A 25,834-nucleotide genomic window follows, 5' to 3' on the forward strand; every position below is an offset into this window, starting at 1 on the left:
CGGTATTAAGACGCGCGGTTGGCAAACTTCTTAAACAACTTGATGCCGATCAAAGCAGCGGTGATAGAAGCGACCACCGGCCATGCGTAACCGGCCATTTCAGTACCGGCGGCTTGCACCTCAGTAAAAGCTGCTGATGCGCCGGTAGCCTCCTGGGCGTGAGCAGCAGCGGAACCTAGAAGCAGGGCGGCACCGCCTGCAACCTTGGCTTTGGTGGTGTTGACGGTGGCGGCGAGGGTTTGAATAACGGTTTGCTTGGTCATGAGACTGACTCCATAAAGCGTTTTACAGATAAAATGATGTGTCCAAAGGCCCAACCGAGGGCGTAGGACGTGAAAAGGGTGCTAACCACAAACGTAAGGCTGGGATCGTTCATCGTTGCCCCCCATTTATCGCGCCGATCCCGAAAGCAAGGACGAGGCCGACGCAATAAACCAGGAGCCATAGACCTTCAGGTGTGCTTGTGTCCATGGCTCAAAATCCTATTTCTTGTCGCTGCTGGCAGACGGTGCGTGTTGGCTGCCGGTGGCGTTGGGTTTGCGGGCAGCAAGGACGTGCATGGTGGCTTTGCCGCCGGACGACCGAAATTCAATATCCAGTTCCAAGGCGCAAGGCATGTGAGGTGCAAATGCATGGAGCTGGTCGAGAATTTCATAAGGCGCTGACATGGTGCTGACTTGGTTGCCAAGCTGGTTATCGTTGTCAGACGCGGAAGGTTGCATGATGGTGACTTTTGCGCCTTTAACGCCGTTGTCCATGCTGTAGCGAGAGGCACCGATTACGTGGGCTTGAATGGTGTTGATCATGGTCATGTTTCCTTTTCGTTAGCGTTGGGTTCTGGCGGCTTGGGTTAAGCAGTAGTCCGCGAGAATGGCTAGCTCAGTGGTTTCAGGTGTAATGCCGGTCTGTACTAACGTCAGGTATTCCGCCTGGGCGTAGTAGGTCGCGGCTCGTGCGTAGTCCCGGCCGTGGAGGCACCGCTGGCCCCGCTCCCTCAAAGCTCGGGAATCAAGGCAGGGGGGTCCCCCTACCCGCCCTCCGTTTGCCCGTCGGTCTTTCTGCACGGCAGCCAACATCGGCCAGCCGGTCAACCCCTTTTTTAACCCCACAAAAAGGGGTTGACAGTCTGTCCGCTGCTGGCTAAGGACGCCGTGCGACCGAAGGGCGACGGATGACGGGCAGGGGGACATAGGGATCAGGCCTCGTTGCAGTGGGGAGCGGGGGAGGCGGCGCGGGAAAGCGACTCAAGCGGTGCTTTGTTGCCGTTCTCCAGTTGCGCTAGGCCGTACTCAATCAGCCGTTCAGAGAGGCCTGACGACGTTAAGCCGTTGGTGCCTGCCTGGATGAGGTGGCGGCTGTGGGTGTCGGGGTCGAGAAACACGCGGATGGGCTGTTTCTTTGCCATGTGCATAACTCCGTTGGGGCTAAAGGCCGTTGTGGATAACGGACGACGCGTTAGCCGTGTGGGTGTGGATAGGTGCGCGGGTACCACCATCACCGAGGGGCAAGGGGAGGCGTCGGTGGGTGAAGGTGCCGATGCAGAAGCGCGCTCGGTGTTGCTGGGGTCGTCGGGGGCATCGGTGATGCCGTAGTTCCGTGCCAGGAAGTCGAGCGCGGCGCGGTAGCTGGGGAAACGAATGCAGTAGCGCTTGCCGTCACTGTCGATCATGGCCATCAGGTCGTTGTAGGTGACGCCTGAGAGGTCGAGAGTCAGCAGGTGATCCGTTGGGAAGAACAGTTTTACGGTGCCATCAGCGCGAACGTGTAGACCAACAGAGCCGTCCTGGTTGCAGCCAGTGTAAAAATGCCCATCGCACTGTAGAGACGCGGCGTAAAAGGTGCCTACAACGTCTAGGGTGTGAGTGGTGAACGCTGACAGTGTGTAGATGGGGGCGTTTGCTAGGGCGCTCATGGCCAGTCCTCCGATTGCAGGCACTCAGCGGTAAAGAGCGCGACGTTCACCAGGCGACGACGACCCACCTTGATGATGGGGAGGTTCCCTTGGTTCATCTGACCGCGAACGGTGTCGGGGGATAGGCCAGAAAGCTCTGAGAAACGCTCGATCGTCATAACGGGCACTTGAGGCGCTGAGACGTGGGGCGTGTTGCTCGTTTCCATGCGGTACCTGCTCGCTGTGGCATGTTGTGGTATCTTCAAAACCAGCAATCTTGATTAGCAAAGTGGTGTAGATTGATTGCTGAGCCGGTATACCAATTAATTGGTAGCCCATGAAATTAGTATACGAAGAAGTTGGTATATGTCCAGTGACTTAGCCCAAAAAATGCGAGAAATTCGCGAGGTCGAAACGTCTGGCCGCGCTGAATTTGCACAACTTATTGGTTTTAATAAGAAAACTGTTGAAAGCATTGAGCAGGCTGGAAGAGCGCCCAAAGGTGAGATGCTAGAGGCGATCTGTAAACAGTGGCCTAAGTACACGCTTTGGTTGATGACTGGGCAGACAGACGAAGCATGCGGACAAATAAGCCCCGATATAGAGAGGGCACGCAGCGCGTTGAAGAAAACGGGAACGGATACCGACTAGCACAAAGGGTTGTGGATAGATGGTTCCAGGGAGGTAGGGGTTGTGGATAAGGGCAGTAAGGGAATTAAACGTTGTGGATGAAGCGAGAGAAGCATTTCAGCAGATGATAAAAATGGCGGTCCTGTTTGGTGGGATGGCCATTTTTTATATTTGGATAGAGCGCAAATTATTAAAAAATTTAAAAAACAAAAAAAGGAAATAGTTGTTTTGAAAAAAAAGATAATTGTTTTTTTGGATCGTAATATTATCTTCTTTAGCTTTGTTAGCTTTTTGCTAAGCATTTTAGTTTATCTAGTTATTGGGTCAAAGATAGACATAAGCAATCTTTTAACTGTGTCTTTGGCTGTTTCAGGTGGCCTTTGGTCATTAATGTCAGTTGAGCAAGGTAAAGTTAAAGAGTTGAGAGGGGAGTATATTGAAAACTTGAAACAGTTAGAGAGTGTTTGTTTAGAATGTATTTACTTAAGTAGTGACATTTTTGGAAGTTTAGTGAAATTTGATGTTGTTGATGATGAGCTGAAAAAGGAAAAATATATTGAGATTATTGATATGCTTAATGAGTTGCATAAGAAGCATTCCTGCTATACATATAATTTAATAAATATAAGAAATAATGATAAAAATAAGAAGGAGTTTAAGAATTTAGACAAATTGATGAAGGCGAAATTGCAAAAGCTGCATGAGTATGTTGATCTTCTTACTGCCAATAAGCTTTGGTTAGAGGGAAGTGATGAGAGTGATATGAATGATTTAATGATAGAAATAATGCAAGAAATGAATAAGGTGTTTTCTAAAGAAGAGGTTGGATTTGAAAATTTCTCCGAACATTATCTTTTTATAAAGATTGTATGCTTTTCAATAATAATGACCTTTGTATTTTCTGTTTTTTGGAAAGCAATTCTCTTGTGAATTTTGAGATTAAGCTAGTGATTAATGGCCAGAATAACTAGAAACCTCACCATTACAAATCACAACGGTATGACGGCCGTTCTGAAAAGGACGGCTACCATCCCAATACAGGCGACGACAAAGCGCACCGTTATAGGTGTAGCTAGAGATACGTGCTGGCCTACCGAGTACGCTAATGGCCTGGTTCTCTGACATCCCTGGAATAACGATACCGCGAGCGCGTGCCTGAACTTCGGCATTCCGCCGTTGGGTGGTGGTTTGGTAGTTGCTACTGGACGATGAATAAGAGCGCTGACGAGGTTGAGGCGTCACGGATCGGGAAGGTTGCTGAGTACGTGTGCTGGGTGGCGGCGCTGAAATGATGGTGAGGTTACTGGTATCGACGGTTTCAGAGTTGCCGCTGGCACAGGGGAAGTCTTGAAAGGCCGTTTTGCCATTGACCTCACAGCGGAAGATATCAGCCTGCGCAGTGAAGGGCATCAGTACCAGGAGGGCAAACAACGCCGGTTTTTTCATCGTCCATGATCCTAAGCGAATGTCGGTAACAGAAGATTACCAAAGAACGAGCCGAAGTGGTAAGCCCTCGGTTGCCAAAGGTGCAACGGTTGCGCGTTACGGTAAAAGTGAGGCTGTGGATATACGCCGAAAAGTGTCCACAGAAACATGCCCTAATGTGCTGAAATGAATTTTCATGTGTGTATAAGTGCCTGATTTAAAGCTAAACATGCTTCTGTGAGTTAGTAGGTAAGGTTCTTGTAATCAGTAGGTCCCGGGTTCGACTCCTGGTGTCGGCACCACTTAAGTGGTTGATAAGCAAAGCATTAGAGATATCAAAAGGCCGCCTTTACGGGTGGCCTTTTTTGTTGGGTCTATGGTGGGTATAGAAATACTGCAAGGTACTAGGCCTTCGATAAAAGTAAGGAAGCCCTAGCCATTTCACAGCTGCACGAATTCTGGGACTCTGCGACCCCGTGTAGCGCTCAGGCCTGCTGGAAGAGCCTAGAGATTTTTTCTTGCCTGGGTGCTTACCTAGGGGCCGGGAGTCTTAGATACCATCTCGCTTAATCGGCCACAAATGTCCCATCAGGCAGTTTGTGGCCGACAACTACCCCACCCAACCGGCCATTTTAATTGTCGCCAAGCGGCCAAAGTAGTTGGCAATAACTCGCCAGCGGTGCCACGACCTAGCATCGTGTCGACCGTCTAGACGATAAAGAGCCATGGTCCAATCACTCGCTCTTCCGGTCGTCGCGTTCACGCATGAGCCAATAGGTCAGACCTAAGGCCAGTATCGTCCCCGCCAGGGCGGCCAGTTTGGCAGGATCAATGTCGGGGTCAAGGATGATGAACTTGCGGGCCAGTGCCAGGATCGCGATCAGAATGACGGTCTTGACCTGGATGATGCTTTCCTTACGCAGCGCCACTTTGACGATCGAATGCTTGAATTCCATCGCGATCAGGAGCGTCATGGTGGCACCGAATACCATCTGAAAAGCCTTATGATCCGTTGGATTCAGTGCATCCATGACGAGCAGCGTGAAGACGAGCCGAATCAACTGAATTAGCGACACCACGATGATGACGGCAATGACCGCCGACAGAACGAGAGCGACGACCTGCTCGAAGCGCTCGTAAACCGTCATCAACCGCCACTGGGAGCGCATTTCGTCAAGGGTCGTGTGGCCAGGTTCTTTATGCATAAGCGTTGCTCTCTCTTTCAATGAAACGTTAATGGAACGGGGAGTCCGAGCTGCCGTCCGGACGAAGACGGTATTGGTAAAGCATACCGGGAACGTGGCTGGCCAACTCTTCTCGCTGTCGGCGCATAGAGTTCAGCGCCTGCTCGACCCTCTTGAGATCGGTGATGTCCTCTACCGTCCCGTCTGCCGCTCTGGGCCGACCAGAGGCGTCGCCCTTGAATGTTGCCCGCAGGTGTATCCAGCGAACCTGCCCTCCGCTGACGATACGATACTGCAGATCAAGGGACTTTCCGCACATGGCAGCATCCCATGCCCTATCGAAGAGGGGGCGGTCTTCAGGGTGAATGCACTGCAGGAATCGCTCGAAGGCTATTGGCGCACCAACATCCAGGCCGAGCACGCGGCAGGCTTCATCGGAGCAAGTGAGGAGTTGCGAGCCAAGATCGAGATGCCAACTGCCAGAATGGGCATTCTGGTTAATCTGGTCGCCGTGTCGGGCTGAGATTTGAGGCGTCTCGTTCAAAGGTGACGCTCCTTAGGGGTGAAACAGAGGTTCCAAAGTTTCTGCAACTCGGAGCGCATTTCGTCAAAGATTGTGTGGCTGGGGTCGCTATGCATCGACTGGCCGGTGGCGCGTCCCACCAGGTGGGCCAGACCGGCAAGCGGTGGGATAGCGACCGCCAGCGACACGAGGGTGGCTGCCCATGTCAGCCCGTTGGGGTCGGACACGACAGCCTCCCATCGCTCAAGATTCGCCGCCCGCTGACTTCTTCTTGCCCGCAGGCTTGCTCGCGTCGCCAGGCGGTGCCTCGGCCACGTTCGCGGCATCGGGCTTTTCAGGCTCGGTCGGCTTCGCGGGTGGCTCCTGGCGCTCGAAGACCACCCGTTCGGCCTTGTCGTCCCAGCGGGCGCTGGCGTGATCGTCCTTGCCGATACCGCCACCCAGCATCTCGCGCGCCAGTGCCGTCTCCAGCTCGCTGCGGATCAGCCGCTTGAGCTCACGCGCGCCGAACTCGGGCTTGTAGCCTTCCTCCGCGAAGTGATCGATCAAGGTCTGATCGAAGGTCAGCGTCACTTCCTGGCTGGCGGCGTTGCGGGCCACACGATCGAGCTGCAGGCCGACGATATGGCGGATCTCCTCCTTGCCCAGCGCATGGAAGACGATGATCTCGTCGATGCGGTTGATGAACTCGGGGCGGAAGTGTCCGCGCAGCACGTCCATCACCTCGGACTTGGTCTTCACGTATTCCTCGCCGGCGGCGCCACCGGCCTTCAGCCGACGCTGGATGATGTCCGAGCCCAAGTTCGAGGTGGCGATGATGATGGTATTGGTGAAATCCACCACCCGGCCCTTGCCGTCGGTGAGCCGCCCGTCGTCGAACACCTGCAGCAGGATGTTGTAGACGTCGGGGTGAGCCTTCTCGATCTCGTCCAGCAGCAACACGCTGTAGGGCTTACGACGCACCTTCTCGGTGAGCTGGCCACCCTCATCGTAGCCGACGTAACCCGGAGGCGCACCCACCAGGCGTGCCACGGCATGGCGTTCACCGTACTCGGACATGTCGATGCGCAGCAGCGCACCTTCATCGCCATAGATCGACTCGGCCAGCGCCTTGGCGAGTTCGGTCTTGCCCACGCCGGTTGGCCCGAGGAACAGGAAAGTCGCCACCGGCTTGCTGCCCTCGCGCAGGCCCGCCCGCGACAACCGCACGGCATCGGCCACCGCACGCACCGCTTCGTCCTGGCCCACCAGGCGCTCGTGCAGCCGCTGCTCCAGATGCAGCAGCTTCTCGCGCTCTTCCACCGTCAGCTCGTTGACCGGAATGCCGGTCAGGCGCGAGACGATCTGCGCGACATGCTCGGCCTTGACTTCGGCGCTGCCCGAGGCGCGCTCGCGTTCCCATTCCTCGACGAGCTTCTTGAGTTCAGTCTCCTTGGCCTCGATGCGCTTGCCCAGCTCGGCGGCCTTGTCGTACTGCTTGCGCGAGGCCACATAGTCCTGCTCACGCCGCAGCTGGTGCAGTTCGGACTCCAGCTCTTGCACCGCCACCGGGCGGGCCGTGGCCGACAGCTTCACGCGTGCGGCCGCCTGGTCGAGCAGGTCGATGGCCTTGTCAGGCAAAAAGCGCGCGGTGATGTAGCGGTCCGACAACTCGGCGGCGGCGATGATCGCATCCTCGGTCATGCTGACCTTGTGGTGCGCCTCGAAGGTGTCGCGCAGGCCACGCAGGATCATCATGGTCTGCGCTACCGTCGGCTCGGGCACCATCACCGGCTGGAAGCGACGCTCCAGCGCGGCGTCCTTCTCGATGTACTTCTGATACTCGTTGAGCGTGGTGGCGCCGATCAGGTTCAGTTCGCCGCGCGCCATCATCGGCTTGAACACGTTGGCCACGTCCAGCCCGCCTTCGCCGCCACCCTGGCCGGCACCGACGATGGTGTGCACCTCGTCGATGAAGAGAATCAGCTCGCCCTGGTGCTCGGTCACTTCCTTGAGCACCTTCTGCACGCGCTCCTCGAATTCGCCGCGGTACTTGGCGCCTGCCACCATGGCGTTGATGTTGAGTTCCACCAAGCGCTTGTCGCGCAGCGTCTCGGGTACTTCGCCGGCGACCATCCGCTGCGCCAGTCCTTCGACAATGGCGGTCTTGCCGACGCCGGGCTCACCGATCAACACCGGGTTGTTTTTCTTGCGCCGGGCCAGCACCTCGATGGTGGTCTCGATCTCCTGCGCACGGCCGATGACCGGATCGAGCTTGCCGTCACGCGCCATTTTGGTGAGGTCGCGCGAGTACTTGTCGAGCTCAGGTGTGTTGGTCGGCGCCTCAGCGCGACCGTCCTCGGCCCCCTTACCGACCACCTTGCTCACCTGTTGACGCAGCGCCTGCGGTGTGAGGCCGTAACGGCGCAGCAGGTTGGCGGCCAAGCCTTCGCCTTCCTCGGCCAGCCCGATCAGGAAATGCTCCGGGCCGACATAGGAGTGGCTGAGTTCGTTGGATGCCACGAAAGCGCGGCTGAGTGCGTCCTTGACGCGGGGCGACACGCCGATTTCGCCCTCGAACGGCTTCTCGCCACGCTTGGCTTCGGATTCGATTTGCCGCTTGAGGTCATCGACCTTGATCTTGAATTGCCCCAGGATGGTCTTCACCACGTCGCTGTCGGCGAGCGCCAACAGCAGGTGTTCGGTATCGACTTCAGGGCGGCCAAATTCGGCGGCATGTTTGGCGGCCTCCTACAACAAAGCCTCGGACTGTTCGCTGATACGGCTGGCCAGCCCACTGCCGCGCCTGCGCGTTGTACCCGTAGCAGCCGGGGCGGGTTCGCCAAACGAGGCATCGACGACCTCGTCGGTATCGGTTGCCATGGACGGTGCGTCGTCACCGATGCGGAAGAAGTCGCTGCCAAGGAAGTCTTCGAACAGCCCGCTGCGCGAGCCGAACAAGGCTTCCAGCGGTGAGACGGTGCGCTTTTGCTGGCGCACCAGTTGGCGATAGTGATCGTCACACAACTGCATAGTGCTGTGGCGACCATTGAGATTGGTTTCCACCCGCACCGTGGCGGGTTGGCCGCAGACTCGGCATTGTTTTCTGGCCATGCTGATGCTCCTTAAGAGGACTGATTTGACGAGACGCCGAAGGTAACGGCGCCTCGATCTTCACCTGGTTTTTTCGGAGGACGAGCCGATCGGCGTCAGCCGTTGATCGGGATCGAGCGGCCCTGCTTAGGCGCACTGGCCTCGCGCTTGTCCATCGTGATCGTGAGCACGCCGTTCTTGAATGCGGCCTTGATCGATTCCTGGTTGGCGTTGTCAGGCAGGTTCAGGACACGCTGGAAACTGCCGTAGGAGCGTTCGACGCGATGGAAGCCACCCTCCTTCTTTTCCTGCTCCTGGCGCTTCTCGCCCCGTACCATCAGCACGTCGTTGTCGAGCGTGATCTGGATATCCTTTTCCTCGACGCCGGGAACCTCCAAGGAAATCTTGTATTGCTTGTCGGTTTCCTGAATGTCAAGTACCGGCTTCAGCATGCCCGGCAAGTCCGACGGCCATCGCGGCATGGCCTGCGCTGGAAAACCGAAGCCTCGAAACGCATCGTCAAAGAGGCGGTCGATCTCGCGATGCAATTGCAGGATGGGACTGACGGGACCGCCTGCTACCGGCAGGTCATTGCGCTGCACGGGCAGCGAGGCAGCGCTCTGTTGTTCTTCCTGTTCTTTCTTGAACCAGTTCCAGGGAGCCAATTTCTTGAAATCAATGTCCATGTCACACCTCCAGAAGAAAAGTTGAAGAATCTCGCTCACTCCGTTTGCCTGCGGCTATGGATAGCGCTCTCAGGCAACACGGGATGTTTCGCTGCCTTCGGCTGCTCATCTGTACGTATCACCTCCTTCTTTCTGCCTGCTTGGGTCTGATCATTGATCCATCGATCGATTTCACTTTGATGAAACCGCCATGCCCCCCACAATTTCCGCCTTCGTGCAGCCTCAATCGAGGGTTTTCTTCAAGACTTTGCAAAATATTGTGGCTAACATGCAGGAAGTCAAGAGTCAACACCTCGCGATCTGCTGGGTGATTGATGTGAGTCAATCGTAAGCAACCAGGAGACAAATGTTGGCTGCCACCGCGATGGTGCTCCCTCCTGAGCTCAAGGCACACTTCCCCCTACCCCCATGTGTTTTCTGTGCCGGGGACAGCACGTCGCAGCGCTACCCAGGCACCAGTTTGCCAGTCAGCTTGGCCAGGCGCTTGTTGCCGGCGAGGCTGATGATGTAATCGACGCCGTGGCGGTCGCACCAGTTGAGGATCAGCGGGCGGCAGAAGCCGCTGTCGCCGCGGAACACGAACAGTGGCAGGAAGATATAGTGGTTGTAGCAGCCGTTGAAGTGCCGGCCGAGCTGCTGGCCATGCACCCGGTCGTCGGTGGCATCGAAGTAGAGGTAGAGCGGCTTCTTCGGTGGCCGCCGGAACGAACATTTTGCCATGGCGGCTGATGCGGTTGATTCTGGTGTAGGAGTTTGAATTATAATCGATTTTCAGCCGCTTTTTCATGCCCAGTGCAATATTCGGGATAGCACGCTGAGCCAACTCACTCATTGACTCGATGGCCGGCGCGATAGATTCAGCGAGGAGATATGGCGTCTGAACAGGGTCGCGAGCCGCTCGGCACCGGGGTGGAGGGGCACGCCGCGCAGCTTGAGCAGGCCGATGGTATAGGCCGGAAAGGTGGCCAGGGTGTCGAAGCAGGCCAACCCACGGCCGGAAAGCGGATCGTCGACAAAGAACCGCGGGCCGAAGCCGATCAGATCAGTGCGTCGCATCAGCTCGACCATCATGATTGGAGAATCGCACTTTACCACCCGCTGCGAGATCGAGATGTCTTGAGCCTCGAGCCAGTCGATCAGCCGCTGTGCCGAGCTGCCGACCGCCAGGTTCAGCACCCAGCGCGCCTCAGCCATCTGCGACCAGTCGGTGGCACCCAGCAATGCGTGACCTTCACGCGCCATGGGTTCCGAGAGCAGCTCGGTCAGCGGTTCGAAGGTGATCTCGTGGGGTAGCTGATCCGCCTCGGCCACGGCGATGGCGAAGTCGATGCGTCCCTCCATTAGGCCCGGTAGCACCGTGCTCATCATGCCTTCCTCCAGCCTGAGGCTGGCATCAGGCTGCTCGCGCTCGAACTCCCGAAGCACGGCGGGCAGAGACGTGGTCGCGATTGCGGTGGTCACCGCCACCGTGACCTGCACGCCCGAGCCGCCGCGCAGCCAACGTATTTCATCCCTGGCCTTGTCCAGGGTGGAGAACGCCAGGCGCGCCCGTTTCAGTAGCACCTTGCCCGACGGTGTGAACTCGACGCCGCGGTAGCTGCGTATCAGCAGCTCCGATCCAAGGTCGGCCTCCAGTTCGCGCAGCGCGCGGGTCAGGGCGCTCTGACTCAGGTGCAGCGCCCTGGCAGCTCCTCGAATCGACCCTTCTTCGGCCACCTTCAGCAGGGCCCTCAAATGGTGGTTTTTCATCTCAAGTGAACACCTATGCGTGTCATCAAGTAGATTTTATCGTCTTTTCGATATCAGTCACCACTGACAATATCGGTTTTATTGACGCAAATTCCAATGCTAAGAGGCGAAGCCAATGACAGCCCATTCGACGATCACGCCAGATATCGACCAGATGCAGGCCTGCCGCCGCCATATCCATCAGCACCCTGAGCTCGGTTTCGAGGAGTTTGCCACCAGCCAGCTAGTGGCAGAGCGACTGGAGGAGTGGGGCTATGAGGTTCACACCGGCATCGCCACTACCGGCGTGGTTGGAGTGCTGCGCTGGGGCGACAATTCGGGCCCGCGACTCGGCCTGCGCGCCGATATGGATGCCCTGCCCATCCAGGAGGAGACTGGCTTGCCCTGGGCTAGTCAGGTACCTGGCAAGATGCACGCCTGCGGCCATGACGGCCACACTGCCATTCTACTGGGTGCTGCCGAGGCCCTGGCCCGCCAGCATCGTGAGCAGGGGCTGCCCGGCAGCGGCACCTTGAACCTGATCTTCCAGCCCGCTGAGGAGCTGGGTGGCGGCGGTGGGGCTCTGTGCATGATCGAAGACGGCCTCTTCGAGCGCTTCCCCTGCGACGCCCTCTTTGCGCTGCACAATTTCCCCGGCAAGCCCGTGGGCCACCTGTGTTTCCGGGAGGGTGCCTTCATGGCTTCCTCGGACACGGTCACGCTGACCTTCATTGGCAAGGGCGGCCACGGGGCCCTGCCGCAGCTGGCCGCCGACCCCACTCTGCCAGCAGCTGCCACCGTGCTGGCACTGCAGAGCATCGTCGGGCGCAACGTCGATCCCAACCTCGTCTCGGTGATCAGCGTAGGCCGGATGCAGGCCGGCTCCAGCGCCAACGTCATTCCCAACAGCGCCGAGCTAGAGCTCAGCGTGCGTACCCTGGACCCCGAGGTGCGAGATACCCTCGAGCGCCGCATTCGCACCCTGGCCGAGTCCCAGGCAGAGTCCTTCGACTGCCGCTGCGAGATCGACTACGTGCGCGGTTATCCGGTGTTGATTAACACCCCGGCCGAGACCCAGCTTGCCATCGACACCGCCCGAGAGATGTTCGGCGACGAGCGAGTCGAAGCGCCCACCGCGCCCCTTACCGGCAGCGAGGACTGCGCCTACTTTCTCGAGCAGGTGCCTGGCTGCTACTTCATCGTCGGCAACGGCGATAACGGCTACGACGAAGGGCTGCCCCTGGGACCATGCAGCGTGCACAACCCGCACTACGATTTCAACGATGACTGCATGGGACCCGCCGCCACCTTCCTGATGGGCCTGGTGTCCCGCTACTTCTCGCAGGGAACTTCCCGCTCCGAGTGATCCATAACCCCCAACAACTCCAACGAGATCGCACAGCGATCCAAAGGGTGACCATGAGCCAACAACAGTCCGATGACCGCAAGCCTGCTGCTTCCCGGAAACGTCAGTGGTTCCGTGAGTTTCCAGACCCCATGGTCTTGATCTTCATGGTACTGGTGGTCGTCTATGCGATGACCTTCTTCGTGCCCGCCGGCGAATTCGCGCGGGAAGTGGTGAATGGCCGGAGCCGGGTAATTCCAGGCTCCTTCGAGTACCTATCCGATATTGCCAATTTGCACTTCTTCCGTGTCTTCGTGGCTATTCCCGAGGGCATGATCAACGCCGCCCAGTTCCTTTTCATCGTTTTCATCGCCGGCGGACTCTTCCACATCCTCAAGGGCACCGGGGCGCTGGAAAACGCCATAGGCATTGCTGCCTACAGGATGGGCGCGGGCAGCAGCATCAAAAGCCGCAACCTGATTATCACCGTGGGCACCTTCATCTATGGCTTCTTTGGCATGGCTGTGGGCGCCGAGAACAACATTGCCCTGGTACCAGTCGGTGTGCTGATCGCCTCGGCCATCGGCTGCTCGCGCCTGGTGGGCGTGACCATGGCCGTGGGCGGTATCGCTATCGGCTTTGCGCTCTCGCCCATCAACCCCTACACCGTGGGGGTGGCACAGAGCATTGGCGAACTGCCGCTGTTTTCCGGCTGGTGGCTGCGCACCTTGATGATGCTGACCTGCCTGGCGACGCTTGCCGCCTATATCTGCCTGCGCGTGGTCAACATCGAATTCAAGGACGACCAACCGGTGGAGATGAGTCGGAAGCTCAAGGACTACGCTCTGTCGCGCAACAACCTTGCCGTCCTCGGCATCTTCCTGGCCGGCCTGGTGATCATGCTTTTCGGCGTCTTCATCCGCGGCTGGTACATCAAGGAGATCGCCGGCAACTTCCTGCTCATGGCCATCCTGATCGGGCTGGCCAGCGGCCTTAGCGCCAACCAACTGGTCCAGCGGATGATGGAGGGCGCCTCCTCCGTGACCTCCGGCGCGCTGGTGATTGGTCTTGCCGCCTCGATCCAGGTCATCCTCAGCGATGCCCACATCATCGACACTATTGTTCACTCGCTTAGCGCCATCGTGGGGGACATGCCGGTGGCACTGGCCGCGGTGGTGGCCAGCGTCATCCAGGGCGTGATCAACCTGTTTATCCCCAGTGGTTCGGCCCAGGCGCTAGTGACCATGCCGATCCTGATCCCGCTGGCCGACCTCGTCGACATGAGTCGGCAGCTGATGATTACTGCCTTCCAGGTGGGCGACGGGCTGACTAACCTGTTCACTCCTACCGCCGGTGGTATCCTGGCCATGCTGGCCCTGGGTCGTGTTTCCTATGCCCAGTGGCTGCCCGTGATCCTGCCGATCATGGTGCCACTCTACGCTATGTGCTGGATTGCTCTGGTCGTGGCTCACTACATCGGTTACTGAGGCCATGCAATTTCTCGCCGACGCCGACCTCTCGCTTCCCCAGGCCCTTCGGGATATTCACCGGCTGGCCGTGGAGCAGCCCATAGAGAGCCAGGTAGCCGACTACATCCCAGCCCTGGCCACGGCCGACGCTATACGCTGCGGCATCGCCTTCGCCACCCTGGATGGGGAGGTTCATACCGCCGGCGATGCCGAACTTCCCTTCTCGATCCAGAGCATCTCCAAGGTGTTCGGTCTGGTGCTGGCGATGCAGCGGATGGGCGACGGTCTGTGGCGCAGGGTCGGCATGGAGCCATCCGGTCAGCCGTTCAACTCCATCGTCCAACTGGAGTGGGAGCGCGGTATTTCCCGTAATCCCTTCATCAACACCGGCGCCATTCTGGTGGCCGATACCCTGGTCGCGCATTTTTCGTCCTCTCGCCAGGCCTTTCTCAGCTTCGTGAGACGCCTGGCAGGCAGCGAGTACTGCGACGTGAATGACGAGGTGCTGGCCTCGGAAACCCGCCACGGCAGCCGCAACGCCGCCTTGACTTACCTGATGAAGAACTTCGGCAACCTCGAGGCCGAGGTGCTGGCTATGCACCCGGTCGTCGGTGGCATCGAAGTAGAGGTAGAGCGGCTTCTTCGGTGGCCGCCGGAACGAACATTTTGCCATGGCGGCTGATGCGGTTGATTCTGGTGTAGGTGGTTGAATTATAGCCGATTTTCAGCCGATTTTCCCATTTCCGGTGCAATATCCGGGTTCCGCCAGAGATGTGGATCCTGATGAGCGAAGCTGCCGGTTGGAAGCTTCAGGCCGGCCCAACAGCACCCTTGTGAATGAGGCGGGCCTTACGCGGCACTTCAGCCGCCTATGCGTAAAGGCTGCGGTGCTCGATACCCTGCTCAGTCACGCGGCCTTTCTGAAGCAGACCGGCGACGAGCCGGGCCTTGCCGAGCGTGAGCGCGAGCTCTTGCAGGCAAGGCTGAGCCTGCCCCCGGGTGGCGAGAGCGTGGCGCCTGCTGCCCAGCTGCCCCTGCATGAGGCCACGCCCCCTGCGCTGCTGCGCCTGGAGGAGCTTTACAACAGCGAGCTGGAAGAGGCCGCCCGGCTGACGCTGCGCCCGCTGCAGTATGACCTGCTGGATAGCAACGAGACCCGCATGCCCAATGCGGCCCTGGAGGTCGGCCGCACCGAGCTTGCTGTAAGCGACGAGAGCGTGCGGCTGCGCCGCCTTTCGCTGTTTCATATCACCAACCTGCACGCCACCAGCGTGCCGCTGACGGCGCTTCCCGGGGGGGCCTGGCACGCCTCCGGCGGCTGCCTGGAAGGGCAGATGACCCTGCTGGCCGCCACCTGCCTTTTGCGCTGCTTGGCGGCCAGCTGGCCCCGGCGGTACAGTTAGGCCTGATGAGCGACTGGGGCGCCCGCCAGCGCACCCATACCGATGCCTTCAAGGGAGAGCCGGGCCGCCGTAGCCACTGGCAGCTGCAACACCGCCTGGGCATCGAGGGTGATGACGACGCCCTGCAGACCCCAATGGAGCCTCTGCTGAACCGACGTACCCGAAGGCGCCATGTCCACCCTCGCTCGCAAGAAACTGTCCATCGGTATTCAGACCTTCGCCGATATCATCGAGGGCGGCTACTACTACGTCGACAAGACCCCGCTGATCCATCGGCTGGTGGAGGAGGCGCGGCAACGATGAGCGTGGGGGATCGTGGTAGCATTATGTTCCCTGTAACATCGACCTCAAGGAGCCAATATGTCGGAGCGTTATCCTGAAGACCCTGCCCTGGATCTGTACTTGGCTCTGATGGAAGTGGATTGGCCGACTGCCTTTGATGCCGCCACCCTATCGCGTGGGTTGGGCTATGCCCACAAGGGGCGTGTGCATGATGGGTTCAACCTGCAGGTCGGCAGTGACATGCTGGGAATCTTCGGGCGCGTTGCCGGTGGCCGCAAGCAGGCCTACATGACGCGGGCTTATCTTGACCCCAAGGATCTCGACAAGGGGCTCTTTACCCTCTGCAACTGCCAGGTCGGCGTGCGCTGCAAGCATGCCGTGGCGCTGATCGAGACCTTCATGAATCAGATGGGCGAGGAGGGCTTCGCCTCGCCGGAGGAAAGCCTCGAGCCGTCTCCCGGTTCGCCCCCTGCGCCACCGCTTGCCAAGCGCTCGTCGTCGGCCGAACTGGCGTCGGCCAAGCGCGACTGGGAAGCGTGGCTGAAGCGGGCGGATCGGCCTGCCTTGCAGGAGGAACCAGAAGGGCGGCGCGTCGGCGACGAGTATCGCCTCGCCCTGTTTCTGAGCGCGCCCGGTGCCTATCGTGAGCCGGTGCTGCGGGTGGTGCCGGTGTGGGTGCGTCCGTCGCGCCAGAGCCATCGCCACTCGGGGTGGGTGGCGCCACGGATCATCGAGGCGGCCTCCGACCTGGTGCCAGTGCCCGAGGGTGGTTGGCCTGCGGCCCAGGAGGAGGCCCTGACACTGCTTTTGCACGGCCCTCAGGAGTCCACTTTGATATCAGGTCAGATGCGCCGTGCGGCGGTCATCGATCAGCCACTGCAGGGGCGGGCGCTGTGGAATCTGCTTGAAGGCGATGAGCCCCCACTGCTGTTCCATGAAAAGCAGACGGGCCCCGTTCTTGAACTGGGCCCTGCCGGGCAGCTGGCGCCTCGCTGGCAGGCGGATGAAGAGGGGGTACAGCATCTGGCGCTGGATACGCAGCCAGAAGGATTGCTCTCGCAAACGGCGCTTGTGCTGCGTAGTGGGCGCGAGTTGTGCTACCTGGACGTTGAGCAGGGCTTGTTCGGCCGCCTGGCCGGTAGTCCCGAGTGGCTTAAAAGGGTGGCGCAGGCGCCGCCGCTACCCCCCGAGATGAGTGGCTGGTTGAGTGAGCGCCTGGGTGAGGCGCCGGCACTGGCCGAGACATTGCCGGCGCCGCATCAGGTCGAGGAGCGCCAGCTGGATGATGTGGCGCCGCGGCTCAAGGTCACCATGCAGGTAGCCGCAAGTCAGCTGGGCTTTCGTGACGGTGCACCTCTGCCGCGCTGGGTGGAAGTCGGTGCGGCGGTGGTGGGGCTTGACTATGCTGGTATCGAGGTGGTCCCGGAGCCTGGCGACTGGGTGCAGGGGTACCGTGATGGCCAGCGACTCAAGATCAAGCGCGATGCCGAGGCGGAGTTGGCGCTGGTGCGCGGGCTGCCATCGGGCATGATCACCCTGGAGTGGCTGCGCGAGGCCGAGCTGGTGCCGGCCTATCTGAAGCTGCCTGACTGGTCGCTGCTGCTGCCGAATGCCGAGGGTCCTCCGGCCACGATCCTCGAATGGTCGACCCACCTGGCCGGCCCCGATGAGTGGTGGGAGATGATCGCCCGGCTGCGCCAGGCGGGTTGCCTGGTTCACTTCAGCGACGACTTTCCCGAAGAACCCACCTATGTGGAGCCGGACGATTGGTACGGCGAGCTGGAGCCGGCCGGCAACGGCTGGTTCGACCTGGCGCTGGATATCGAGGTGGAGGGCGAACGCCTCAACCTGCTGCCGATCCTGCGCCGCCTGTTTCGGGATCCCGGCTTTCCGCTGGAGCCGGCCGCTGATGAACCAGAGGACGCCAGCTGGACGCTGGCCCTGCCGGAGAATCGCCGCCTGGTGATGCCGCTCTCGCGCCTGCGCTCGCTGATGGCGCCCATCCTCGACTGGTTGAATGATGAGAGCGACCCCGAGGCGGCGGTGCGCCTGCCGGTGACCGCCGCCGAGAAGGTAGCGCCCCTGGCCGAGCACGAGCGCTGGGCGGGGCGAGACGACGTGACCAAACTGGCCCGGCGCCTGCGCGAGCTGCCCGCCAGCCTGCCGGCACCGCCGGGCTTAGTTGGCGAGCTGCGTGACTACCAGGCCCGAGGCATCGCCTGGATGCGCTTTCTCTCCGAGCTGGGCACCGGCGGCATCCTGGCCGACGATATGGGCCTGGGCAAGACCGTCCAGGTATTGGCTCATGTGCTCGATGAGCGCGCCCGCGGGGCGCTGACCGGCCCGACCCTGGTGGTGGCGCCCACCAGCCTGGTGGGCAACTGGTGCGCCGAGGCTGAACGCTTCGCCCCCGAGCTCAACGTCGTCGCCCTGCAGGGGGGGAAGGCTCAGCGCGAGCGCCAGTTCGAGGAGGCGCTTCCCGGTGCCGACCTCGCGGTGACCACCTATGCGTTGCTGATCCGCGATCTCGAACGCCTGCGCGAGCACGACTTCGGCCTGCTGGTGCTTGACGAGGCACAGGCGATCAAGAATGCCGCCAGCCAGACCGCGCGGGCGGTGCGCGAGCTCAATGTGGCCCGCGCCATCGCCATGACCGGTACGCCACTGGAAAACCACCTGGGTGAGCTGTGGGCGCAGCTCGATGCGGTGGCACCGGGCGCCCTGGGCAGCCAGCAGTGGTTCGGTCAGCGCTTTCGCGCCCCCATCGAGAAAGAGGGCGACGTCGAGCTGCGCCAGCGGCTCTCCCGGCGCATCGCCCCGCTGATGCTGCGCCGGACCAAGCAGCAGGTACTCGTCGAGCTGCCGGAGAAGACCGAGACCCGTCGCGAGGTCACCCTGAGCGGCGCCCAGCGCGAGCTCTACGAGAGCCTGCGCCTGGCCCAGCACCAGCGGGTGCAGCAGGCGGTGGCCGAGCGCGGCCTGGCCGCTTCCGGCATCGTGATGCTCGATGCGCTGCTCAAGCTGCGCCAGGTGTGCTGCGACCCGCGGTTGGTCAAACTGGAGAGTGTGCGCAAGACCAAGCGCTCGGCCAAGCTGGAGCAACTGCGCGAACTGGTGGGGCCCTTGGTGGAGGAGGGGAGGCGCATCCTGATCTTCTCCCAGTTCACTGAGATGCTCACGCTGATCGGTGAGGCGCTGGAGAAGGACGGCATCCCCTTCACCACCCTGACCGGCGACACGCCGGGCAAGACCCGCACGCAGCGGGTGGCGCTGTTTCAGCAGGGCGAGATCCCGGTATTTCTGATCAGCCTCAAGGCCGGCGGTACGGGCCTGAACCTCACCGCCGCGGACACCGTGATCCACTACGATCCCTGGTGGAATCCGGCGGTGGAGGCCCAGGCCACCGGCCGCGCCCACCGCATGGGCCAGCAGAACCCGGTGTTCGTCTATAAGCTGGTATGCGCCGGCACCGTGGAGGAGCGCATCCTCGACCTGCAGGCGCGCAAGGCCGATCTCGCCGCCTCGATCCTTGAGGGTGGCGCCGAGCACAAGAGCGACGGCCCGCTATTCGACGAGGAGGATCTGGCGCTGCTCTTTGCGCCGGTAGTGTAGTGAGATGGGTTAAGAAAAAATCCCCCTCTGGTTGTTGGCTGAAGATTTTCCTGCTGAAGTGAACGAAATACCTCGCTTCCTGAGCATGAAGATGAAAAACGTTGGTTATGTGCACCTTCATGGGCACCTGGCGCTGGGCGTCCTGCCGCCGGAGCGAGCGCCTGCCGATGACGATCTCCTCTCGCATCTGTTGTTTGCTCTGAAGCATGAGGGCGTGGGCCTGGCCATTCTTTCCGAGACGCTCCCTTATCTCTCGGTCGAATCGCTAGTTGCGGCACTGGAGGCCTTGACTGGTTTGGTGGCGGTATTGGTCTGGGGAAGAGGTATACGAAGAGGTATACGGAGCACAGCCCCGTTATAGCTATTGCTCGCGGCGGTTCTCGTGCAGCTGCTGAGCTGGTCAATGATGGCGGGGCAGCACACGCCATACCCTGATGTTCTGGGGCCTCGCACTTCTGGGGCTGATGCTGGTGGTCTCGGTGGGTGAGTATGGCATTGCTCACTGGCGTCAGGCTTTCGATAACCCGCTATTTCGGCCCGACTTTGGTGTAATGAATGCCCCGCATCCTGCGATGTTCTTCGGAACAACAATGTTGGCGGGCGTGAGCTTCGCTGCGCGTTGCTGGCGTTCGGGGAGGTGGGCGTGGACTCGGCACTTGGGCTGGCTGAGTGTCAATGGCTTCCTGACCGAACACGCCAGTATGGCCACCTACACAATACTACACTAGAGGTTCTGGTTGCCTATGGCGTGTTGGGTCTTAGTGTGATGATCGTGCTTGGGGCTTAGGTTGGTCTAGTACTACAGTCGTAACTGAATAAGCTACAATGCATGTGGTTGATATGGAAGCGATTACAGGGTGAAGGATGCAAGAACTGGATCTTTCTGTCTCAGCATTGTTGGATGACCTGGCAGAGCGGTTAGGCCCGCTCTTTCCGCGTTCGGAAACGCGCGCTCGAGCTCTACGTTACATCCAGGGGCTGCTCAGCCAGTGTGAACGTAAGAATAGCTGGCATCTTGCCGAATGGCTCGGCGATGCCACCCCAGATGGGGGCAGTACCTGTTGGATCGTGCCCGCTGGAATGCGGACGTAGCACGCGATATTCTCCGCCAATGGGTCATCGATACGCTGGGCTCGCCTGAGGGTGTCCTAGTCCTGGACGAGACCGGCTTTACCAAGAAAGGCCAGCACTCGGCCGGCGTGCAACGCCAGTACAGTGGCACCGCTGGCCGTATCGAAAATAGTCAGATCGGGGTCTTTCTTCTCTACGCTAGCCCGGCGGGACAGGCCTTCCTGGATCGCGCCCTGTACTTGCCCAAATCCTGGACACAGGACCGCGAGCGTTGTCGGCGTGCGGGCATCCCTGATGACGTCGAATTTGCCAGCAAACCCGAGCTCGCTCGCCGGATGCTGGAGTGCGCGATGGATCAGGACATACCGGCCGCCTGGGTGACGGGGGATAGCGTCTATGGTGGTAACCGCAGCCTGCGTCTGTGGCTGGAGGAGAGCTCACAACCCTTTGTTTTAGAAGTGGCTTGTAACGAATCCTTGTGGTGGCAGAGCTTCCACTACACGCGAGCGGACGAGATCGCAGCGGCATTGCCGGATGACGCATGGCAGACCCTATCCGCTGGCTCAGGCAGCAAGGGCGAACGCTGGTTTTGCGATAGTCAGAGATGAGGAGGTGAATGTCATAACCCACGTTATGAAAGGAGCCATCCTAGGTTGCAAGCGCAGAAAGGTTAGCTACCCTATCTACTGCGCTGTGTTTCTAAATGAGACACGTTTTAACTGAAGTTTAATCATACAAGGAGTGGATTAGATGACAGTCAGCAATACACCGCTTAACCATGTGACCGCCCACAAAACAGTATAGCGAGATGGCCGACGTGCCCACGGCGGGCAATGCCAGGGTGGTAGACGCTTATCCCACACGCGTGGCCCAAGCCCCTGCATCACTCACACAGCCCCGCCAGGATGGCGTCGTAAAAGGGCGTGCGCTACCGGGACCGCTGAGTGAGGCTCAGCTCGATGAGTTCGAACGCAAGGGATATTTGTTCATTCCCAATTTGATCGATGGCGAAGAGCAGGAGGCGCTTCGCAAAGAGATGAACGCCCTGCTGAGCAACGACGCCTATCGCGATAAGGCGTTCAGCATCACCGAGCCAGAAAGCCATGAGATTCGCTCACTATTTGCCGTGCATCGCCTTTCTGAGCGATTAGGGGCGCTTGCCAGCGACGAGCGCGTGGCTGGTGCGGCTCGTCAGATCATCGGTGACGACCCCTACGTGCATCAGTCGCGTATCAACTACAAGCCGGGCTTTGCCGGTAAAGGCTTCAATTGGCACTCGGACTTCGAGACCTGGCACGCTGAAGATGGTATGCCCAACATGCACGCGGTCAGCGCCTCGCTGATTTTGACCGACAACCACGAGTTCAATGGCCCGCTGATGTTGATTCCGGGCTCGCATATGGAATTCGTGCCTTGCCTGGGAGAAACGCCGGAAGACAACCACAAGCGCTCGTTGAAAGCGCAGGAAGTGGGCGTGCCGAGCCCAGAGGCGTTGACACACTTGGTCGATAAATACGGCATCGATGCCCCCAAAGGGAAAGCTGGCGGGCTGCTGTTGTTCGATTGCAACACGCTGCATGCGTCCAACGCCAACCTCTCGCCGGATCCGCGCAGCAACGTGTTCTTCGTGTTCAATCGGCCCGATAACCGCTGCGTTGCCCCGTTTGCCGCGCCTAAACAGCGTCCTTCGTTCTTGGCGCATGGGCCTGAGGAGAGCGGGTATCCTGAGGCATAAGCGATCCAGATACTCCTGCAATTCGGAAATACGCGGTCGATACTGTGGAACATGGGCATGGCTGGGGTAGACTAATGCGCCTGTCGTTGCGAATACGGCACGCATAACGAGAAGGAGAAGACCCGCCATGCGTTTTGTTCCACAGTTTACCGATGGTCAGGAGTTTCCCCACGCGCTGGGCAAGGTCATCTGTGTCGGCCGCAACTATGCCGAACATGCCAAAGAGCTGGATAACCCGGTTCCCAGTGAGCCGCTGCTGTTCATCAAGCCCGCCACTAGCGTGGTGGACTTAACCAAGCCTCTCGACCCGCCATTTTCGCGAGGCGATGTTCATTATGAAGTCGAGCTGGCGCTACTGGTAGGGGAGACCCTCACCCACGCCACGCAAGATGAAGCCGAGCGTGCTATTGCAGGCATTGGCCTTGCGATGGATTTAACCCTGCGCGATGTGCAAACCAAGTTAAAAGAGAAAGGCCACCCTTGGGAAATCGCCAAGGCCTTTGATGGTGCCTGCCCGCTGTCGCCTTTTTTGCCGCTGAGCCGCGTGCCTAACTGGAACGCGCTGGCTTTCACCCTAGAAATCGACGGTGAAGAGCGCCAGCACGGCGAAGGCGCGGATATGATTTTTGCTATTCCCACGCTGGTGGCAGAAATGAGCCGTCACTTCACCCTGGAGCCAGGCGATGTGATTTTGACCGGCACGCCTGCCGGAGTCGGCGAGCTACCCCGCGGCGCGGCGCTACGCTTAACGCTGACTGGCGGCCTGGAGATTTCGACCAGCGTCGTTGAGTAACGACCCGCTCACGGGTTCAGCACGCAAAACAAAGGCCACCGATACGCTCGGTGGCCTTTTTTGTGAAACGCGTTAAGCCGGTGAAGGGTTACTCCAGGTAGGTGTAGCCCTCTAGGCCTTCGGTCAGGCTGGCGGCAAAGTGGGCTTGCTCCTCGGCAGAGAAGCCACTGGTCACCAGCTGCTCGGTGAGTTTTTGCTTCAAAACTCGGGCGTCGAAGTTCACGTAGGCCAATACGTTGGCCACCGAATCCCCCGCCTGCGGGTTAGAGAGCACCCACTCGCCATCTTCACCTAGCGCTGCATCCACCGAATCGGTATCGCCGAACAGGTTGTGCAGGTCGCCAAGAATCTCCTGGTAGGCGCCCACCAGGAAGAAGCCTAACCAGCGCTCGTCGTCATTGGCCCACTCAGGCAGTGGCAGGGTGGTTTCTACCCCTTGGCCATCCACATAGCTATCGATACGGCCATCAGAGTCGCAGGTGATGTCCTGGATCACCGCACGGCGGGTGGGCGCTTTGTCCAGCCCGCTGAGTGGTAGCACGGGGAAAATCTGCTCGATGCCCCACACGTCTGGCACTGACTGGAACAGCGAGAAGTTAACGAACAGCTTGTCGGCCAATTTTTCGGCCAGCTCGTCCATGATTTCCCGGTGCGCGCGGTTGCGGGTATCTAGCTTTCCACGCAGGCGCGTGCAGGCGGCCATGTAGAGGCGCTCGCCTTCGGCGCGGGCGTTGATGCTGCTCAGACCCAGAACGAAACGGTCGTGTAGCTCGCTAACTGCCTGCAACAGGTCGTGCCATGCCTCGACCAGCACCCGCGGTTCTTGGGTCTCGGCCAACTGGTCGAACACCCGCCACAGCTCTTCTACCTGCGGATCTTCTTCCTGGGTCGCGCGCTCTGGCGGCGTGTCGTTGACGCGCTCTTCACCAATGACATTGGTGATCAGCACCGCATGGTGGGCGGTGAGTGAACGGCCGGATTCACTGATCAGGTGCGGCTGGGGCAGGTCGGCTTCCTGGCAGAGCTGTGAGAACGCGCTAACCACGTTGCGGGCGTACTCCTGCATGGAGTAGTTCGCCGAGCAGTAGCTGCGCGAACGGGTGCCTTCGTAGTCGATCCCTAAGCCGCCGCCCACATCGACGGTGTCGATGGGTGCGCCCAGGCTCATCAGGTTTTGATAGAAGCGCGCGCACTCCCGCAGGCCGCGCTGAATATCGCGAATGTTGGCGATCTGCGAGCCTAGATGGAAGTGCACGAGCTGCAGGCTGGCCAGAGCGTCCTGGGCGCGTAGGGTTTCGACCACTTCCAGAATCTGGCTGGCGGTGAGACCGAACTTCGACTTCTCACCGCCGGTGTTCTGCCACTTGCCCTTGCCTACCGAGGCCAGCCGCGCGCGCAGGCCAATGCGCGGGGTTACGTCCAGCTCGCGGGCCTCTTCTAAAATCAGCTCCAGCTCGGAGAGCTTCTCCACCACCAGATACACTTTGTGGCCGAGCTTCTCGCCCAGCAGCGCCAGGCGCACGTACTCGCGGTCTTTATAGCCATTGCAGACGATCAGCGACGAACCGCCGTCGGAGAGCGCCAGCACCGCCAGCAGCTCGGGTTTGCTGCCTGCTTCGAGCCCTACGCGACCATTACCACGCTCAGAGGTAGCGAGAATCTCTTCTACCACCCGACGCTGCTGGTTCACCTTAATCGGGTAAACCGCGGTATAGCCGCCCTGGTAGTCCACGTCCTGCATGGCGGCGTCAAAGGCACCGCAGAGCTGTTCGACGCGATCGTGAAGAATATCGCTAAAGCGCACCAGCACCGGTAAGCGTAACCCCGCCGCCTGTAACTGACGGACTAACGCACTGATAGGCAGCGCCGGGCCTTCCGCATCGCTGCCCAGCGGGCGTACCAGGGCTTGGCCATGGTCGTCGACATCAAAGTAGCCGCTGCCCCACTGGTCCATGTTCCAAGTGCGGCGGGCACGCACGGCGGGGCTGCTGGTCGTTGCCATTTCACTCATGAAGATGCCTCTGGAATCGGGAGTGCGCCAAACGCGATGCGTGCTTTAAGAATCATGCGGAAGCGCTCGGGGTCGTGGGGAGTTAAGTCATGGGCCGGTGGGTCGACATACACCACCAGCAGCCGTGACAGCCAATAACGCAGTGCGGTCATGCGCAGCATCGTCGGCCAAAGCGTGCGTTCGGATTCGGTCAGCGGGCGTCGTGCTTGATAGGCGCTTAAAATGGCGTTGTAACGCTCGGCGTTCAGCGAACCGTCCTCATTGGAGGCCCAGTCGTTGATCACGATGGCGAGATCAAACAGCAAGTCACCGGTGCAGCCGTTATAAAAATCGATAATACCGCCTAGGGCGTCGCCCTCGAACAGCGTGTTATCGCGGAACAAATCGCCATGCACTGCTCCTTGGGGAAGCTCGCCATGCTGGCTAAATTCGCTCTCGAAATCATCCACTGCGTTCTTCATCAGTGTTTGATCGTCAGGGCTGATGTAGGTGAGCACCTTATGGTGTACCGCCCGCAGCCAGTGCAGGTCACGGGGGTTGGGGCGATGCCCGGGAAAGTGCTGCGATACTTTATGCATCTGCCCAAGCGTGCTGCCCAGCGCTTGGCACTGGGCAAGGTTGGGGGCGCTGGGGTGCTTGCCCGGCAGGCGCGGGAACAGCAGCGCAGGCTTGCCCGCCAGGCTGTGCAGCGCCACGCCTTCGCGGTCATGAATAGTGCCGGGCACCGGTAAGCGGTGCTCGTCTAAGTAATCGAGCAACTCAACAAAAAACGGCAGCTCTTCGTGTTCGCCTTGCTCAAACAGGGTGAGCACCAGCTCGCGGCGGTCGGTGGTCACGAAAAACGTCGAGTTCTCCGTGCCGCCTGCCACACCTTGAAGCGCAACAAAGCTGCCAACATCAAATTTTTCCAAAAACGCGGCGACCTGTGCGTCGCTAAGCGGGGTGAATACTGCCATGAGGATCTCGCCCAGGTT

General features: G+C 59.7%; 29 protein-coding genes and 2 pseudogenes. 13 read left to right on the forward strand and 18 right to left on the reverse strand.

Annotation, left to right across the window (positions count from 1 at the left end; genetic code table 11):
* Positions 1–5: 5 nt before the first annotated feature.
* From BMY49_RS04845 to BMY49_RS04865, 5 genes are all read right to left on the reverse strand, one after another.
* Positions 6–263: a major coat protein gene (locus tag BMY49_RS04845; protein ID WP_089675041.1), complete on the reverse strand. Its 258-nt coding sequence runs from the start codon at positions 261–263 to the stop codon at positions 6–8.
* Between the two features lie 109 nt (positions 264–372).
* On the reverse strand, positions 373–471 hold the full coding sequence (locus BMY49_RS18155) for a tail virion protein G7P-2 (protein WP_353848323.1): 99 nt from the start codon (positions 469–471) through the stop codon (positions 373–375).
* Positions 472–482: 11 nt separating this feature from the next.
* The gene (locus BMY49_RS04850; protein WP_054641387.1) at positions 483–806 is read right to left on the reverse strand and encodes a hypothetical protein; all 324 of its coding nucleotides are present in this window, start codon (positions 804–806) and stop codon (positions 483–485) included.
* 389 nt (positions 807–1,195) lie between these two features.
* Positions 1,196–1,912 carry a hypothetical protein gene (locus BMY49_RS04860; protein WP_089675043.1) on the reverse strand — a complete coding sequence of 239 codons (717 nt, stop codon included), beginning with the start codon at positions 1,910–1,912 and terminating at the stop codon, positions 1,196–1,198.
* Positions 1,909–2,118 carry a MerR family transcriptional regulator gene (locus BMY49_RS04865; protein ID WP_054641389.1) on the reverse strand — a complete coding sequence of 70 codons (210 nt, stop codon included), beginning with the start codon at positions 2,116–2,118 and terminating at the stop codon, positions 1,909–1,911. Before BMY49_RS04865 ends, BMY49_RS04860 begins: the two co-directional genes overlap by 4 nt.
* Before the next feature lie 139 nt (positions 2,119–2,257).
* Between BMY49_RS04865 and BMY49_RS04870 the strand changes: the two genes are divergently transcribed.
* Positions 2,258–2,542 carry a helix-turn-helix domain-containing protein gene (locus tag BMY49_RS04870; RefSeq protein WP_054641390.1) on the forward strand — a complete coding sequence of 95 codons (285 nt, stop codon included), beginning with the start codon at positions 2,258–2,260 and terminating at the stop codon, positions 2,540–2,542.
* Between the two features lie 150 nt (positions 2,543–2,692).
* Positions 2,693–3,451 carry a hypothetical protein gene (locus BMY49_RS04875; RefSeq protein ID WP_143058112.1) on the forward strand — a complete coding sequence of 253 codons (759 nt, stop codon included), beginning with the start codon at positions 2,693–2,695 and terminating at the stop codon, positions 3,449–3,451.
* Between the two features lie 21 nt (positions 3,452–3,472).
* Here the strand turns inward: BMY49_RS04875 and BMY49_RS04880 are convergent, their stop codons facing one another.
* The 10 genes and pseudogenes from BMY49_RS04880 to BMY49_RS04920 all read right to left on the reverse strand — a co-directional run bounded on the left by BMY49_RS04880 (position 3,473) and on the right by BMY49_RS04920 (position 11,160).
* Positions 3,473–3,967, reverse strand: a complete 495-nt coding sequence (locus tag BMY49_RS04880) for a DUF4124 domain-containing protein (RefSeq protein ID WP_089675048.1) — start codon at positions 3,965–3,967, stop codon at positions 3,473–3,475.
* Between the two features lie 713 nt (positions 3,968–4,680).
* A complete protein-coding gene (locus BMY49_RS04885) occupies positions 4,681–5,151 on the reverse strand; it encodes a phosphate-starvation-inducible PsiE family protein (RefSeq protein ID WP_089675051.1) in 471 nt (156 codons plus the stop codon).
* Positions 5,152–5,179: 28 nt separating this feature from the next.
* A complete protein-coding gene (locus BMY49_RS18160) occupies positions 5,180–5,674 on the reverse strand; it encodes a PAS domain-containing protein (protein WP_197746130.1) in 495 nt (164 codons plus the stop codon).
* Positions 5,671–5,880 (reverse strand): hypothetical protein, encoded by a 210-nt coding sequence (locus BMY49_RS04895; protein WP_167359352.1) that lies wholly within the window; start codon positions 5,878–5,880, stop codon positions 5,671–5,673. The genes BMY49_RS18160 and BMY49_RS04895 overlap by 4 nt, the downstream gene beginning before the upstream one ends.
* Positions 5,881–5,896: 16 nt before the next feature.
* Positions 5,897–7,924, reverse strand: a complete 2,028-nt coding sequence (locus BMY49_RS04900; RefSeq protein ID WP_457853251.1) for an ATP-dependent Clp protease ATP-binding subunit — start codon at positions 7,922–7,924, stop codon at positions 5,897–5,899.
* A 90-nt stretch (positions 7,925–8,014) separates the two neighbouring features.
* Positions 8,015–8,368 (reverse strand): annotated as a pseudogene (locus tag BMY49_RS18230) (Clp protease N-terminal domain-containing protein); the annotation flags it as partial.
* Positions 8,369–8,383: 15 nt separating this feature from the next.
* Positions 8,384–8,746, reverse strand: a complete 363-nt coding sequence (locus BMY49_RS18235; protein WP_442908436.1) for a hypothetical protein — start codon at positions 8,744–8,746, stop codon at positions 8,384–8,386.
* A 95-nt stretch (positions 8,747–8,841) separates the two neighbouring features.
* Entirely contained in the window at positions 8,842–9,411 is a 570-nt protein-coding gene (locus BMY49_RS04905; protein WP_011786806.1) for an Hsp20/alpha crystallin family protein, read from the reverse strand.
* 468 nt (positions 9,412–9,879) lie between these two features.
* Positions 9,880–10,092 (reverse strand): annotated as a pseudogene (locus BMY49_RS04915) (transposase); the annotation flags it as partial.
* A gap of 147 nt (positions 10,093–10,239) precedes the next feature.
* On the reverse strand, positions 10,240–11,160 hold the full coding sequence (locus BMY49_RS04920; protein WP_054645336.1) for a LysR substrate-binding domain-containing protein: 921 nt from the start codon (positions 11,158–11,160) through the stop codon (positions 10,240–10,242).
* Positions 11,161–11,275: 115 nt separating this feature from the next.
* Here BMY49_RS04920 and BMY49_RS04925 point away from each other — a divergent pair, with 115 nt between their 5' ends.
* From BMY49_RS04925 to BMY49_RS04940, 4 genes are all read left to right on the forward strand, one after another.
* A complete protein-coding gene (locus BMY49_RS04925; RefSeq protein WP_089675055.1) occupies positions 11,276–12,505 on the forward strand; it encodes a M20 aminoacylase family protein in 1,230 nt (409 codons plus the stop codon).
* Between the two features lie 53 nt (positions 12,506–12,558).
* Positions 12,559–13,971, forward strand: coding sequence for a YfcC family protein (locus BMY49_RS04930; protein WP_244154914.1), 1,413 nt, complete (start codon positions 12,559–12,561; stop codon positions 13,969–13,971).
* A gap of 4 nt (positions 13,972–13,975) precedes the next feature.
* Positions 13,976–14,635 carry a glutaminase gene (locus tag BMY49_RS04935; RefSeq protein WP_089675057.1) on the forward strand — a complete coding sequence of 220 codons (660 nt, stop codon included), beginning with the start codon at positions 13,976–13,978 and terminating at the stop codon, positions 14,633–14,635.
* A 64-nt stretch (positions 14,636–14,699) separates the two neighbouring features.
* A complete protein-coding gene (locus tag BMY49_RS04940) occupies positions 14,700–15,356 on the forward strand; it encodes a hypothetical protein (RefSeq protein ID WP_143058113.1) in 657 nt (218 codons plus the stop codon).
* Here BMY49_RS04940 and BMY49_RS17380 read toward each other — a convergent pair.
* Complete coding sequence (locus tag BMY49_RS17380; RefSeq protein WP_167359353.1) at positions 15,353–15,529, reverse strand: hypothetical protein; 177 nt, start codon at positions 15,527–15,529, stop codon at positions 15,353–15,355. The two genes, BMY49_RS04940 and BMY49_RS17380, sit on opposite strands and share 4 nt — an antisense overlap.
* Here BMY49_RS17380 and BMY49_RS04945 point away from each other — a divergent pair.
* From BMY49_RS04945 to BMY49_RS04975, 7 genes are all read left to right on the forward strand, one after another.
* Complete coding sequence (locus BMY49_RS04945) at positions 15,528–15,659, forward strand: AAA family ATPase (protein WP_244154915.1); 132 nt, start codon at positions 15,528–15,530, stop codon at positions 15,657–15,659. The two genes, BMY49_RS17380 and BMY49_RS04945, sit on opposite strands and share 2 nt — an antisense overlap.
* Positions 15,660–15,716: 57 nt before the next feature.
* A complete protein-coding gene (locus BMY49_RS04950) occupies positions 15,717–19,250 on the forward strand; it encodes a DEAD/DEAH box helicase (protein ID WP_089675061.1) in 3,534 nt (1,177 codons plus the stop codon).
* A 31-nt stretch (positions 19,251–19,281) separates the two neighbouring features.
* Positions 19,282–19,611, forward strand: a complete 330-nt coding sequence (locus BMY49_RS17385; protein WP_167359354.1) for a hypothetical protein — start codon at positions 19,282–19,284, stop codon at positions 19,609–19,611.
* Positions 19,612–19,684: 73 nt separating this feature from the next.
* Positions 19,685–19,978: a hypothetical protein gene (locus BMY49_RS04960; protein WP_089675063.1), complete on the forward strand. Its 294-nt coding sequence runs from the start codon at positions 19,685–19,687 to the stop codon at positions 19,976–19,978.
* Positions 19,979–20,272: 294 nt separating this feature from the next.
* Positions 20,273–20,929 (forward strand): IS701 family transposase, encoded by a 657-nt coding sequence (locus BMY49_RS04965; RefSeq protein WP_062374686.1) that lies wholly within the window; start codon positions 20,273–20,275, stop codon positions 20,927–20,929.
* Positions 20,930–21,129: 200 nt separating this feature from the next.
* Positions 21,130–22,056 carry an ectoine hydroxylase gene (thpD, locus tag BMY49_RS04970; protein ID WP_089675065.1) on the forward strand — a complete coding sequence of 309 codons (927 nt, stop codon included), beginning with the start codon at positions 21,130–21,132 and terminating at the stop codon, positions 22,054–22,056.
* 127 nt (positions 22,057–22,183) lie between these two features.
* On the forward strand, positions 22,184–22,849 hold the full coding sequence (locus BMY49_RS04975) for a fumarylacetoacetate hydrolase family protein (RefSeq protein ID WP_062374689.1): 666 nt from the start codon (positions 22,184–22,186) through the stop codon (positions 22,847–22,849).
* Between the two features lie 88 nt (positions 22,850–22,937).
* Here the strand turns inward: BMY49_RS04975 and speA are convergent, their stop codons facing one another.
* Entirely contained in the window at positions 22,938–24,860 is a 1,923-nt protein-coding gene (speA, locus tag BMY49_RS04980) for a biosynthetic arginine decarboxylase (protein WP_089675066.1), read from the reverse strand.
* Positions 24,857–25,816: a homoserine kinase gene (locus BMY49_RS04985; protein ID WP_062361845.1), complete on the reverse strand. Its 960-nt coding sequence runs from the start codon at positions 25,814–25,816 to the stop codon at positions 24,857–24,859. Before BMY49_RS04985 ends, speA begins: the two co-directional genes overlap by 4 nt.
* Positions 25,817–25,834: the final 18 nt, after the last annotated feature.

The organism is Vreelandella aquamarina, assembly GCF_900110265.1.
GTDB lineage: Bacteria > Pseudomonadota > Gammaproteobacteria > Pseudomonadales > Halomonadaceae > Vreelandella > Vreelandella aquamarina.